This window comes from Flavobacterium sp. T50_26 (genome assembly GCF_057652995.1).
Genome location: NZ_JBYFCC010000004.1, coordinates 154,328 through 167,903, shown reverse-complemented (window position 1 = coordinate 167,903; position 13,576 = coordinate 154,328). Strand labels below are relative to the sequence as shown.

12 protein-coding genes are annotated in these 13,576 nt (G+C 34.8%); 7 read left to right on the top strand and 5 right to left on the bottom strand.

Annotation, left to right across the window (positions count from 1 at the left end; translation table 11 throughout):
• Positions 1-41: 41 nt before the first annotated feature.
• Positions 42-200 (bottom strand): hypothetical protein, encoded by a 159-nt coding sequence (locus tag AC23MC_RS03950; protein WP_487566996.1) that lies wholly within the window; start codon positions 198-200, stop codon positions 42-44.
• Positions 201-490: 290 nt separating this feature from the next.
• Here AC23MC_RS03950 and AC23MC_RS03945 point away from each other — a divergent pair, with 290 nt between their 5' ends.
• Complete coding sequence (locus AC23MC_RS03945) at positions 491-2,731, top strand: TonB-dependent receptor family protein (RefSeq protein ID WP_487566997.1); 2,241 nt, start codon at positions 491-493, stop codon at positions 2,729-2,731.
• A 188-nt stretch (positions 2,732-2,919) separates the two neighbouring features.
• On the opposite strand, the gene AC23MC_RS03940 is transcribed toward AC23MC_RS03945, so the two are convergent.
• Together AC23MC_RS03940 and AC23MC_RS03935 are read right to left on the bottom strand one after the other, a co-directional pair.
• A complete protein-coding gene (locus AC23MC_RS03940; RefSeq protein ID WP_188361459.1) occupies positions 2,920-3,741 on the bottom strand; it encodes a ZIP family metal transporter in 822 nt (273 codons plus the stop codon).
• Between the two features lies 1 nt (position 3,742).
• On the bottom strand, positions 3,743-4,396 hold the full coding sequence (locus tag AC23MC_RS03935; RefSeq protein ID WP_188361460.1) for a metal-dependent transcriptional regulator: 654 nt from the start codon (positions 4,394-4,396) through the stop codon (positions 3,743-3,745).
• A gap of 86 nt (positions 4,397-4,482) precedes the next feature.
• Between AC23MC_RS03935 and AC23MC_RS03930 the strand changes: the two genes are divergently transcribed.
• A complete protein-coding gene (locus AC23MC_RS03930) occupies positions 4,483-6,783 on the top strand; it encodes a TonB-dependent receptor (RefSeq protein ID WP_487566998.1) in 2,301 nt (766 codons plus the stop codon).
• Between the two features lie 130 nt (positions 6,784-6,913).
• Positions 6,914-7,324: a BrxA/BrxB family bacilliredoxin gene (locus AC23MC_RS03925; protein ID WP_248436549.1), complete on the top strand. Its 411-nt coding sequence runs from the start codon at positions 6,914-6,916 to the stop codon at positions 7,322-7,324.
• Between the two features lie 52 nt (positions 7,325-7,376).
• On the opposite strand, the gene AC23MC_RS03920 is transcribed toward AC23MC_RS03925, so the two are convergent.
• Entirely contained in the window at positions 7,377-9,440 is a 2,064-nt protein-coding gene (locus AC23MC_RS03920) for a glycosyltransferase family 9 protein (protein WP_487566999.1), read from the bottom strand.
• A 17-nt stretch (positions 9,441-9,457) separates the two neighbouring features.
• Positions 9,458-9,715 (bottom strand): hypothetical protein, encoded by a 258-nt coding sequence (locus tag AC23MC_RS03915; RefSeq protein ID WP_487567000.1) that lies wholly within the window; start codon positions 9,713-9,715, stop codon positions 9,458-9,460.
• Positions 9,716-9,880: 165 nt separating this feature from the next.
• On the opposite strand from AC23MC_RS03915, the gene trhO reads away from it, so the two are divergent.
• The 4 genes from trhO (at position 9,881) to AC23MC_RS03895 (ending at position 13,576) form a co-directional block, all read left to right on the top strand.
• The gene (trhO, locus tag AC23MC_RS03910; protein ID WP_487567001.1) at positions 9,881-11,239 is read left to right on the top strand and encodes an oxygen-dependent tRNA uridine(34) hydroxylase TrhO; all 1,359 of its coding nucleotides are present in this window, start codon (positions 9,881-9,883) and stop codon (positions 11,237-11,239) included.
• Between the two features lie 20 nt (positions 11,240-11,259).
• The gene (gene tnpA, locus AC23MC_RS03905; protein WP_487567002.1) at positions 11,260-11,691 is read left to right on the top strand and encodes an IS200/IS605 family transposase; all 432 of its coding nucleotides are present in this window, start codon (positions 11,260-11,262) and stop codon (positions 11,689-11,691) included.
• Between the two features lie 240 nt (positions 11,692-11,931).
• Entirely contained in the window at positions 11,932-13,107 is a 1,176-nt protein-coding gene (locus tag AC23MC_RS03900; RefSeq protein WP_487567003.1) for a PSP1 domain-containing protein, read from the top strand.
• A complete protein-coding gene (locus AC23MC_RS03895; RefSeq protein ID WP_487567004.1) occupies positions 13,091-13,576 on the top strand; it encodes a gliding motility lipoprotein GldH in 486 nt (161 codons plus the stop codon). The genes AC23MC_RS03900 and AC23MC_RS03895 overlap by 17 nt, the downstream gene beginning before the upstream one ends.

Here is a 13,576-nt window from a genome sequence, read left to right as displayed (position 1 = left end):
GCCTTTTCAGCTACTTTTCGATGTAATGCAATTTGGAAGAATTAATTTCCTCCCTTCTTTGGGTCAATATTTGTTTGGTCATTATTCTCCGTAATGGTAGTATTCGCTTGAGTTTCTGTTTCCATATCATCTGTAGTGCAAGAAACTGTGATAGTTGAAGTCATTAAAATCATTCCTAAAATAAATAGTGCTTTTTTCATGGTATTACGTTTTTAAGTTATTTAGTGTTTTTGGACAATAAAGATTGTTTTCCTTATTATTTGTCAAAAGTATAGCTTAAAACACCTGGTTCTTTGCACATTTTGTGCCTATTTTGTTAAAGTTTAATTTCTATAACCAATTGATTATTAAGTTTCTGATAAAAAGCCGAAAAAGCCTATTTATTCATTTTCAATGCATTAAAAAATTTTAAAATTATTTCTTATTTATATTTTGTCTAAATAAAATCTATAATTACTTTTGCAACGTAGATTAAATCTAAATAACAATAATGAAAACCACATTTACACTTTGCTTGCTTGCTTTGACAAGTTTTACTTTTGCTCAAAATTCAGAATCACAGGACGATTTAGCTTTAAATGATACCGTTAGAAGATTAGACGGAGTTACAGTTAATGCCGATGTTTTAGTGGGAAGTAAATTCAAAGCAAAAAATAAAGCGGGTTCAACGTATTTTATTTCAGCAGAAGAGTTAAAAACCTTCAATTATTCTGATATTAATAGAGTTTTAAGAACAGTTCCTGGTGTAAATGTGGTAGAAGAGGAAGGTTTCGGTCTTCGACCAAGCATCGGATTAAGAGGAACGAGTCCGTCAAGAGCATCAAAAATCACCGTAATGGAAGACGGGATTTTGATTGCACCGGCACCCTATTCTGCTCCGGCTGCCTATTATTTTCCTACGGTAAATAGAATTCAAAGTTTTGAAATTTTAAAAGGTGGTAGCCAAATTCAATATGGGCCTTACACAACCGGAGGAGCAATTAATATGGTTTCAAACCAAATTCCGTCTCAATTTTCAGGAAAAGTGGTGGCATCGATGGGAAGTTTTGACACTAAAAACACGTATGTGAATGTTGGTGATAATTTCAAAAACTTCGGTTATTTAGTAGAATACAATAATCGTAATTCTGAAGGTTTTAAAACCATCGATTTTAGCAATAGAACAACCGGTTACAATGGAAATGATTATGTGGCAAAATTTAGAGTAAACACTAGTCCGGAAGCAAAAATGTTTCAATCGTTAACGTTGAAAGCTCAGTTATCAAATGAATATTCAGATGAAACGTATTTAGGTTTAACGCAAACCGATTTTGACAACAATCCATACCGTCGTTATTTATCTTCTGAAGCTGATAAAATCGACACAAAACACGACCAATTAATGTTAACGCACTTGTTTATTCCGGTTGATTATTTAACTGTTACAACAAAAGCATACCGCAATAATTTTAAAAGAAATTGGTATAAATTACACGATGTAAATGTAGGTGGTTCAAATGTTTCTTTAGCATCAATATTAGATAATCCTGAGGAAAATCAAGCGGGTTACGACATTATTACAGGAGCAGTCAATACAGCCGATAACGCTTTAAGATTACGAAATAATAACCGTGGTTATTTGGCAGAAGGAATTCAAACTGTCTTAAATTTCAAACTAAACAGTGATGTTGTAACGCACGATATTGATTTTGGAGTTCGTTATCATTTAGACAGCGAAGACCGTTTTCAATGGGATGATCGTTATAAAATTCAAAATAATGCATTATTCAGAACAGCTACCGGAACTCCTGGAACGCAAGAAAATCGTGTAGAAAGTGCAGAAGCAGTTTCCGCTCATATTTTATATAATTTGACGTATAAAAAGTTTACGTTTTCTCCCGGAATTCGTTATGAAAACATCATTCGTCGTAGTTTAAATTACGGTACAGCAGATTTAGACAGAACCGGTGTAAACTTAAATCACAGACAAAACAGAACAGAAGAATACATTCCAGGTTTAGGTGTTTTGTATAAATTTAATGATAGTTACACCGCATTCACCAGTTTACACAAAGGTTTTTCGCCTCCAGGTGTGAATGACGAAGATAAAGGTGAAAGCAGTATGAATTATGAAGCCGGATTCCGTTTTACCAAAAAAGCATTAAACGGAGAAATCATCGCTTTTTACAATGATTTTAATCGTTTGCAAGGTGCCGATACCAATGCAGCAGGTGGAACAGGAACAGGAGATTTATTTAATGCCGGAGCAGCTCAAGTGCAAGGTTTAGAAGTTTTGGTTTCGTATGATCTTTTGAATAATGATAATGCAGCGTTTAAATTGCCGATTACTTTCAGCTACACTTTTACTGATACTGAATTAAAAAACAATTTTGAAAGCGATACAGAAGCGTGGGGAGAAATTGAAGTTGGTGATGAAATACCCTACATCGCAAAAAATCAATTTTCGATTATTGCAGGATTAGACCACAAAAAATTCAATGTTTCCATCAGTGGAAAATACAATGACCAATTTAGAACGGTTGCTGGACAAGGTTCAATTCCGTCTAACGAATTGGTGAAAAGCAACTTTATTATTGATGCTTCAGCCAAATATCATTTAACCGAAAAAGTAAGTTTGATGAGTAATATCGTGAATTTATTAGATAAAGAATACGCTGTTTCAAGAGTACCGGCAGGATTGCGTCCGGGAATGCCTTTTGGAATCCATTTCGGAATTTCAGCACAATTTTAAAAGTGTTTTATTTGTTTGTTAAAGGTTCTCTGTTTTTGATAGAGAACCTTTTATCTTTGTAGTATGATTGATTTTCAGGAAATAATCGCGTTTATCATTTTAGGAATTGCAATTGTTGTTCTCTATTTTCATTTTTTTGGTAAAAAGAAATCGAAGAAGAATTGCAGTAGCGATGATTGTGGTTGTCACTAGCTTCCCAAAGCCACATCCAAACTCATCATCACAACAAATCCACCAATAAATCCGAGGGTTGCAATATCCGTATGTTTGTCTTGTTGCGTTTCCGGAATTACTTCTTCCACCACCACAAAAATCATTGCTCCGGCAGCAAATGCTAAAGCATAAGGTAAAATTGGGGTAAAAAACGTAACCGCAACTGCTCCCAAAACTCCGGCAATGGGTTCAACTAAAGCAGACGATTGTCCGTATAAAAAACTCTTTTTTCTACTCATTCCCATTCGTCGCAACGGCATCGAAACCGCAATTCCTTCCGGAAAATTTTGAATCCCAATTCCAATCGCTAGAATCGTTGCTCCGGCAATAGAAGCTTCGGGAATTCCGGCGGCCACTCCACCAAATAAAACGCCAACCGCCAAACCTTCGGGAATGTTGTGCAATGTTATGGCCAAAACCAAAAGTGTCGTTTTTTGCCACGGTGATTTTACGCCTTCCGTTTCTTTAAAATTGATATGTAAATGTGGTAAAACTTTATCTAGACCAAACAAGAAAAAGGCACCTAAAAGAAAACCAACTGCTGCCGGCATTACTTTTACAAAACCTTCTCCTTCCGACATTTCGATGGCAGGTGCAAGCAAACTCCAATAACTGGCAGCAACCATAACTCCGCCCGTAAAACCAAGCATTCCGTCTAAAGCGGCACGATTCATCGTCTTAAAAAAGAAAACGACAGATGCTCCTAAAGCCGTTAAAAACCAAGTAAATAACGTGGCATATAAGGCTGCTAAAATAGGGTCAATACTCGATAAATAATCAACAATACTATCAAACATATTATATCACTTTTACAAATAAATTACCGGCAATTTTATTCGAAATTAAAATCTCTTTTCCATTCATTAAAATAGTCAGCGACATATCAAAGGCTTCTTTATTGATAATTTCAATTTCCGAACCTAATGAAATTTGATGCTTGTCCAAGTACTGCAAAAAACTCGGCGAACTATCTTTTACGCCCAAACACATCACTTTTTTGTTCAAACCCACTTCAGAAAGTAATTGTTTTTCCACTTTTATCATCTGTCCATATCGATCAGGAATCGGGTCACCGTGCGGATCTTCTTTAGGGAAGCCTAAAAATTCGTCCAACCGATTAATTAATTTCTCCGATTTAATGTGCTCCAATTCTTCCGCCAAATCGTGTACTTCATCCCACGTAAAATCTAATTTTTCTACCAAAAAAACTTCCCACAAACGATGTTTTCGAACAATCATTTTCGCAGCGTGCAGTCCTTTTTGAGTGAGTGTCACGCCTTGGTATTTCTGATAATCAACCAACTCTTTTTCGGCTAATTTCTTCACCATATCGGTTACCGAAGAAGCCTTACTCTCAATCATACCCGCAATCGCATTGGTATTAATTCCTTTGGGCGATACCAACGATAAATGATAAATTACTTTGATATAATTTTCTTCCGAATAGGTCATAAATTCAATTAATTGAAAACAAATATACTAAGATAATTTGATATGAGTAAAATAATTTTTAGTTTTGTCTAAATTTATTTTTTGGTATGAAAAAAATTCTGCTTTTAGTTGTTTTATCTTTTACATTAACTTCACAAGCTCAAGAAAAAGGAACGGTTGTGGGTCATATTTTATCTGAAGGTCAAGCGGTTCCATTTGCAAGCGTTCTTTTGAAAAATGCAACAACAGGAACATCTTCTGATGAAAACGGAAATTTTTCCATTGAAGTTCCGTCGGGAAAGCAAACCATCATTGTGCAAGCAATCGGTTTTAAAAATCAAGAAAAAAATATTAATGTACCCTCCGGTGGAAAAATTCATTTGGATTTTAATTTAGAAGAAAGTGTTTTCGGACTCAATCAAGTCGTTGTTTCAGCTACTCGCGGATTGCAGAAAAGAACAGAAGCTCCGGTGATTGTAACCGTTACCAATTCGGAAGTTTTACAAAAAGCCCAAGCCATCAGTTTATCCGAAGGATTGAGTTTTCAACCCGGATTGCGAATGGAAACGAATTGTCAGAACTGCGGATTTTCTCAAGTTCGGATGAATGGTTTAGACGGAGCCTATTCTCAAATTTTAATGGATAGCCGACCGATTTTTTCTGCTTTAAATGGCGTGTATGGTTTGGATCAAATTCCAACCAATATGATTGAACGAATTGAAGTTGTTCGTGGTGGCGGTTCCTCTTTGTATGGGTCGAATGCGATTGCTGGCACCATCAACATTATTACAAAAGATCCAATTGAAAATTCGTTTGAAATTAATTCGCATTTAGGTTTAATTGACGGAAATGTGCCCGACAAAGCCTTAACGTTAAACGGAACAGTTTTATCAGAAGATTTAAATTTAGGTCTTCAAATTTTTGCGATGCTCCGTGACCGTGAACCTTTTGATGCAAATGATGATAATTTTACAGAAATTACGGCAATGCAAAATCGAACTTTCGGATTCAAATCGTTTTATCGTCCGTTTGAACGAAGTAAAATTACAGCCGAATTTCATACGGTAAACGAATTCAGAAGAGGTGGCGAAAATCGTTTTGATTTGCAACCGTTCGAAGCTCTTACGACAGAACAAATTACATCTAAAATGGTTGGTGGCGGACTCACATTTGAGAATTATTCGGAAGATGAAAAGAACAAATATGCTGTTTATTTCAACACCCAACAATCTAAAAATGACAACTTTTATGGTGGTCGAGCCGATGATGAATTTGGAAATATTGATTACGAAGAAAGTATTCGCGGCTACGGAAATACTGAAGTTGTAACTTGGATCGGTGGAGCACAATACAATAGAAAACAAGAATCGTTTTTAGGTGGATCGGCCACTTTAACAACCGGAGCCGAATACAAAAAAGAAATGATGGTTGATGAAAAACCAGGTTATAATGCATTTGTAAATCAAACATTAGATATTTTGGGAATTTATGCTCAACAAGAATGGAAAGTCAATGAAAAGTTGAAAGTCTTAGGCGGATTACGAGCCGATTTTCACAATGCTGCTGATGAGGACGTGATTTTTAATCCACGACTAAATATTCTCTATAATTTCAAAGAAAATTTGCAATGGCGAAACAGTTATGCCAAAGGATTTAGAGCTCCACAAGTTTTTTCGGAAGACATTCACGCCCGAATTGCAGCCGGAGAAGTGGCTTTGGTTGAATTAGCGGATGGATTAGAATCGGAAACATCACATTCGTTTTTAACGTCGTTAGATTGGAATAAAGTTACTCCAAATTCTGAAGCCGGATTAACCTTTGAAGCTTTCTACACCCGATTAAACGACCCATTTGTGTTAGAACAACTTACGGAAACCATTTGGGAAAAACGCAATGGAAAAGGAGCTGATGTGTATGGGGTGAATTTGGAAGCAAAATATGCTCCGGGCCAAAAATGGCAGTTTCAAGCAGGAGCAACGATTCAAAAAGCGTTGTATGACGAAGCGGTTCAATGGAGTGAAAACTTGACGAATACAAATCGAAATTTCTTTCGTTCGCCAAATGTGTATGGGAATTTAATGGCAACATTTTCGCCAAAAAAAGCATTTCATAACAATATTTCTGTCGTTTACACCGGAAAAATGTATGCTCAGCATTATGCCGGATTTATCGCAGAAGACCGTTTAGAAACTACCGGTGATTTTTATGAAGTCAATTTAAAATCATCTTATACGTTTGTGGTAAAAGAAAAATTACATCTTCAATTAAGTGGTGGAATTCAGAATGTATTCAATCAATACCAAAAAGATTTTGATTTAGGTGTGAATAGAGATGCTACTTATATTTACGGTCCATCTCGACCAAGAACCATTTTTGTTGGATTAAAAATTGGAACGGATTTGTTGTAAAAACTTATTTAATCATAACAAATCTTTATGATGCAAATCATCAAATAAAAATGAAAACTTAGTAACTTTGCAAAGTCTTAGAATCTAAGAATCGAACAATCCAAAAATCTAACAATCTAATAAAAAAAATATGTATCCAGAAGAAATGGTAAAACCAATGAGAGCCGAATTATCGGAAGTAGGTTTTCAAGAATTATATAGTGCAGAAGCAGTAGAAAATGCAATTTCACAAAAAGGAACAACGTTGGTAGTTGTGAATTCTGTTTGCGGATGTGCCGCCAGAAATGCAAGACCGGGAGCAAAAATGAGTTTAGACGGGTCTAAAAAACCGGACCAATTGGTTACTGTTTTTGCCGGTGTTGACAAAGATGCGGTTGATGCAGCAAGACAACATATGTTTCCTTTTCCACCATCGTCACCAAGTATGGCTTTGTTTAAAGATGGTGAATTAGTTCATATGTTAGAACGTCATCACATTGAAGGTCGTCCTGCGGAAATGATTGCAGAGAATTTAAAAGATGCGTATAACGAGTTTTGTTAAGCTCTGTTTTATAAAAATTAAATCCTTTCAGATGTAAATTTGAAAGGATTTTTTATTTGAATTCAGGAATGCAAAAAATAACTTGTTGTTCAATAAAAACATGAATAAGTGATTCTTCTTCTTCCGAAAAATCGTCTTTAAAATTCCCTTTTAAAATATCTTCTACGGAATTTTTCATAGATAAGTCGCGGTACTCAATCAACAATTCGTTTTCATTGATTTTGAGTAAGCAATCTTTTTCAGAAAAATCAACTTCTAAAAGTGGATTCACCTTTAAATCGAAAGCAATTTCTTCGTAGGCTTTTTGTAAAAGCGAATACAACGCACTCAACACTTTTGAAACGGTTGTGGAAGATAAACAAACCCGATCAGGACAATTGATAATGACATCATAATTGCATCGCAAATCGCAATTGCCTTTTTTGCCCCAGATAATTTCGTTAAACTCAGCAAAACTTCCCCAAGAACCGGGACCGGTTGGACCGTAAATTCCAACGGTCGGGACGTTGAATGCTCCTGCGACGTGGGTAATTCCGGCATCATTTCCGATATGGAAAAATGCGGATTCCATGGCTTTTCCAATATCATCTAAACCTCCGGTAACATAGTCGATATGAGTCATTTCTTTGGTAAAAAATTCAGCAGGATTTGGATCTTCTTTCCCTAAAATAATTTTACATTTTAGTTTTGGAAATAAATGATGTAACTCCTCAATTAATTTCGCAAAGTTTTCCGTTGGCCAAATTTTTAGTAAAAAACCGGCACCGGGATGAACGGTGTAATAAGGATTTTCGTAATCAGTATCTCTTTCAAAATAAGGATAACCTTTACTTTGATTGGAATAATTTTTATGAAACTTTGCTAATCCATCGATGTGATGTTGGATGGAATGTTGTTTTACTTTTTTATGTGTTGAATAGCGTATGGCATGTGGCAAATCATAACCACGAAAAGCAGGATAATTTCCTAATTCGATGATTTTATCAAAATCGGCTTCTTTTTCTTTAATTTTTTCTTCATCAACAATCGTAATTTCTTTAAAATACTTCGTAAAGAAAGAAACTAATCTTGGATGAACTGCAAAACTCACCGATTTAGAAACCTCTTTTAAATTGATTAAACTAGGCAAACAAAAGAAAATATCGCCCAAACCGCCATAACTTTTATAAACCAAAACATTACCCAAATCAGGGACATTTTCAGCTTCATTTTGATTTAAAATACGACTTACGTTATCCCAAAAAATCTGTGGCGTTTCTTTCATTTCCTGTTTGGCTCTTTCTTTATCGTTGGGATAAAAATCAAACGACCACGTTCCCACTCTGTCATTGGTAATCATTTCACAACCTGACAAAAAAGCTTCTGCAGCCAATCTTCCGGATGCTTCCTTAGCAAGGGGCTTACAAAAAAAATACTTTGATTGACCAAGAATTTTTAGAACTTCTTCATTTGGAATGTAATCATTCAAAAAAACATTGGATGGTAATTCTCTTCTCACTTCATTTTTCCCATACACTTGAAACATAAATTGTGGATTTTCAAGAGCATAATCAAGCAATGCTTCACCACCTTTTAAATAGCTAATATCACCAAAAAAAGGAATTACAGTTTCATTTTTTAGTTCAGAAATCTGCAATTTATCGACCTCAACTGTGGGAGGCATAATAATTTTATTGGCAACCGATTCGCCATAAAAAGCATAATGGTCTTCAAAATGTTTGGGAGATTGAAACGCATTCAACTTTGCATTTCCAAAAACTTCATGATATAAATGATATTTTTCGTTGTCGCAACAATTTCGAACCCCTCTGTCAACCGTGCATAAAATATTTCTTCGAATACAAAAATTGTAATCAAATTCAATTTTGATGTAGTTTACTTTTTCATCAACTAAATAATGTAACAATTTTTTTTCAAATCGGCATCGAGACGTACTATTCAATACAATTAAATCTGATTGATGAATTTTACTCTCAGCTACTTCAAAATTAGTCAACAAATCAACTTCAACAAAGTAACCCAATTGATTGCCAAGAGCGATCAATTGGGTTATAGTTAACTCAGCACCACGTTTTAGCGAGATGTCGGTGTCATGTAAAAAAAGAATTTTCTTCAATGAATAATTATAGGTGATTAATCATCATAATAGCCATCATCGTAGTAACCGTCGTCGTAATAACCATCGTCATAATAGCCATCATCGTAATAACCGTCATCATAGTATCCATCATCATAGTATCCATCATCATAGTATCCATCATCATAATAACCGTCATCATAAGAATCATCACTGTCTGACGAACAGGAAGCAACTAAATTCCCTGTGATTACTAAAGCCGAACTGACTAGTATCACCTTTCCTGAATTCTTTAAAAAATTACGTCTGTTCATAAAATCAATTAGTTAGGTTAAACAAATATATATAGTTTTTATTTTAAATAACAAGCGATTAAATAAAAACCCTACTATTTATATTTAATCTAAAATGTTTATTTTTGTAGCGAATTCTTCCATTTAGAATTTATCTTATTGTATTAACCCTAAAACGTTTATAGCATGCAACTGTATAACACGATGAGGGCAGAAGAAAGAGCCGAGCTTATTGATCAAGCCGGCAAGCAACGACTTACGTTGTCTTTTTATGCCTACGCCAAAATTGAAGACCCTAAAAAATTTAGAGATGATTTATTCTTAGCCTGGAATCCGTTGGATGTCTTGGGAAGAATTTATGTGGCTCACGAAGGAATTAACGCCCAACTTTCGTTGCCGGCTGATTATTTTTATCAATTCAAAGACACGCTGGAAGTTTATGATTTTATGAAAGGAATCCGACTCAATGTGGCTCGAGAACAAGACGATCATTCCTTTTTAAAATTGACCATAAAAGTGCGTCATAAAATTGTAGCTGATGGGCTTGATGATTCCACTTTTGACGTAACCAATAAAGGAATTCATTTAAAAGCGAAGGAATTCAACCAACTTTTAGAAGACCCAAACACCATTGTGGTTGATTTTAGAAATCATTATGAAAGTGAAATTGGTCATTTTAAAGGAGCAATCACTCCGGATGTGGATACGTTTAGAGAATCGTTACCTATTATTGAAGAGCAATTGAAAGATTTTAAAGAAGATAAAAATCTTTTGATGTATTGCACGGGCGGAATTCGATGTGAAAAAGCCAGTGCGTTTTTTAAACACAAAGGTTTTAAAAACGTATATCAATTAGAAGGTGGAATTATTGAATATGCTCGTCAAATTGAACAAGAAGGTTTACAAAGTAAATTCATTGGTAAAAATTTTGTTTTTGATCATCGCTTAGGCGAAAGAATCACAAACGATATTGTTTCGCAATGTCATCAATGTGGAAAACCGTGTGATAATCATACTAATTGTGTAAACGATGGTTGCCATTTATTGTTTATTCAATGTGATGAATGTAAAGAAAAAATGGACAACTGCTGCTCATCGGAATGTCAGGAAATCATTCATTTACCATTAGCAGAACAAGTGAAATTACGTCGCGGAATTCAAAAAGGAAATATGATTTTCAAAAAAGGAAAATCGGATGCACTAAAATTTAAACATTCCGGTGAATTGAGCGATAAATCATTAGCTACAGCCGAAAAACCAAAACCCATTCGCGAACGCATCAAACAGAAAAAAATATTGGTTGGCAAAGCAGAACATTATTACACCAAAGCACAAGTTGGCTTATTTTTAATTGAAAACCAAGAAATAAAATCAGGAGACAAAATCTTAATATCAGGTCCAACCACAGGAAATCAGGAATTGGTTTTAGAGAAAATCTTTGTCAATGGCAAAGAAAATTCTGTAGCAAATGTAGGAGATAAATTGACTTTTGCAGTTCCGTTTAGAATTCGATTATCGGATAAATTGTTTAAGATTATAAGTTAAAAGCTAGTAAATAACTATATATGCCTCACTCATTCACAAAAATTTGGATACACGCCATTTGGACAACAAAGAGCAGAATTGAACTAATTGATTATTCTATCGAAAAGCAAGTTTATGATTTAATTTTTGATGAATTAAAAGAACTCAATTGCCCCACAAGAATAATCAATGGAATGCCAGATCATATTCATATCTTATTTTTATTAAACCCTCAAAAATCTTTAGCTGATGTTTTGAAACAAGTCAAAGGAAGTGTTTCACATGCTTTAAACGGTAGTGATTTACTACCCGGAAAATTTGCATGGCAAACTGGTTATGCCGCATTCTCTGTTAGTGAATCACAGTTACAAAAAGTGCATGATTATATTAAAAATCAAAAAAATCATCACTCAAAGATGAACTTTGATGAAGAGCAAAAAGTACTTTTGAAGTTGCATAATGTTAGTGAATGAATTTATTTTTTATATTCCCACGGTTGAAACCGTGGGCGAAGTTTGAAGTAGATGACGGATGTTCAGACAAACAAGGTTAACGCAAACAAAACTTAACCCACGGTTTCAACCGTGGAAAGGTAAAAATTTGTAAAATCTTACCACTACAACTTCTATCAAAAAAATACTATCTTTACAAACTTAACGTTTAATGTCAGTAGTCTCGTTATAAATAACGAGATGACCAAATATATATAAATTATGGCTTGTACAAACTGTTCGACAGGGAGCAAAACCGGTGGTGCTCCTCAAGGATGTCAAAATAAAGGCACTTGCGGCACCGATAGCTGCAATAAATTAACGGTTTTTGACTGGTTAGCAAATATGAGTTTGCCAAGTGGTCAAGAACAATTTGATTGTGTGGAAGTACGTTTTAAAAACGGACGAAAAGAATTTTACCGCAACACCGAAAAACTTTCATTAATCATTGGCGACATTGTTGCTACTGAAGCTTCTCCTGGTCACGATGTGGGAATTGTAACTCTTGTTGGTGAATTGGTAAAAGTTCAAATGAAGAAAAAAGGAGTGAATCATACAAGTCCAGATGTTGCAAAAGTGTATCGAAAAGCTTCTCAAAAAGATATTGATATTTGGGCCGATGTGCAGAAAAAAGAAGAGCCGATGAAAGTGAGAGCTCGTGAAATTGCTATTCAGCTTCAATTACAAATGAAAATTTCAGACATCGAATTTCAAGGTGATGGTTCCAAAGCTACTTTTTATTACACTGCAGAAGATCGCGTTGATTTTCGTCAATTAATTAAAGAATATGCTCAGACTTTCAAAACCAGAATCGAAATGAAACAAGTTGGTTTTCGTCAGGAAGCAGCTCGCTTAGGCGGAATAGGGTCTTGCGGAAGAGAATTGTGCTGCTCCACTTGGTTAACCGATTTTAGAAGCGTGAACACCTCAGCAGCAAGATATCAACAGCTTTCTTTAAATCCTCAAAAATTGGCAGGACAATGCGGTAAACTCAAATGCTGCTTAAACTATGAGTTAGACACGTATATGGACGCATTAAAAGATTTTCCGGATTTTGACACTAAAATCGAAACCGAAAGAGGGGTTGCCTATTGTCAAAAACAAGATATTTTTAAAGGATTAATGTGGTTTGCTTATGCAGATAACATTGCCAATTGGCATGTGATTCACATTGATCAGGTAAAAGAAATTGTAGCCGAAAACAAACAACGTAAAAGAATTTCTTCATTGGAAGATTTTGCGTTAGAAATTGTGGCAGAACCTAAACAAGACTTCAACAATGCAATGGGTCAAGAGAGTTTAACCCGATTTGATCAACCAAAAAGAAAGAAAAATAACAACAATAATAACAAAAAAAGAAGACCAAATAAAATTGTTAAAAATGACCCTAAGAAATAGTCTGTTTTTAGTTTTTTTATTGATTTTTGTGACATCTTGTGACAAAAAAAGACTTTTTGACGAATATAAAAAAGTTGGAAAAGTGTGGCACAAAGACAGTATTGTAACTTTTTCTGTGGAACAAAAAGATACAGTTGCCAAACATAATCTTTACATCAACATACGAAACAACAAAAATTATGAATTTAATAATTTGTTTCTAATTGTTGAAATGGAACAACCCAACAAAAAAACAATTGTAGACACGTTGGAGTATCAAATGGCCGAACCAGACGGAACGTTAATGGGTGAAGGTTTAACCGATACGAAAGAAAATAAATTGTTTTACAAAGAAAATTTTGTGTTCCCAAAATCAGGAAAATATCAAATTTATATTCAACAAGCCTTACGAAAATCAGGAAAAATTGAAGGCATCACAGCACTGGACGGTGTTACAGATGTTGGATTACGAATAGAAAAAGCAGAATAA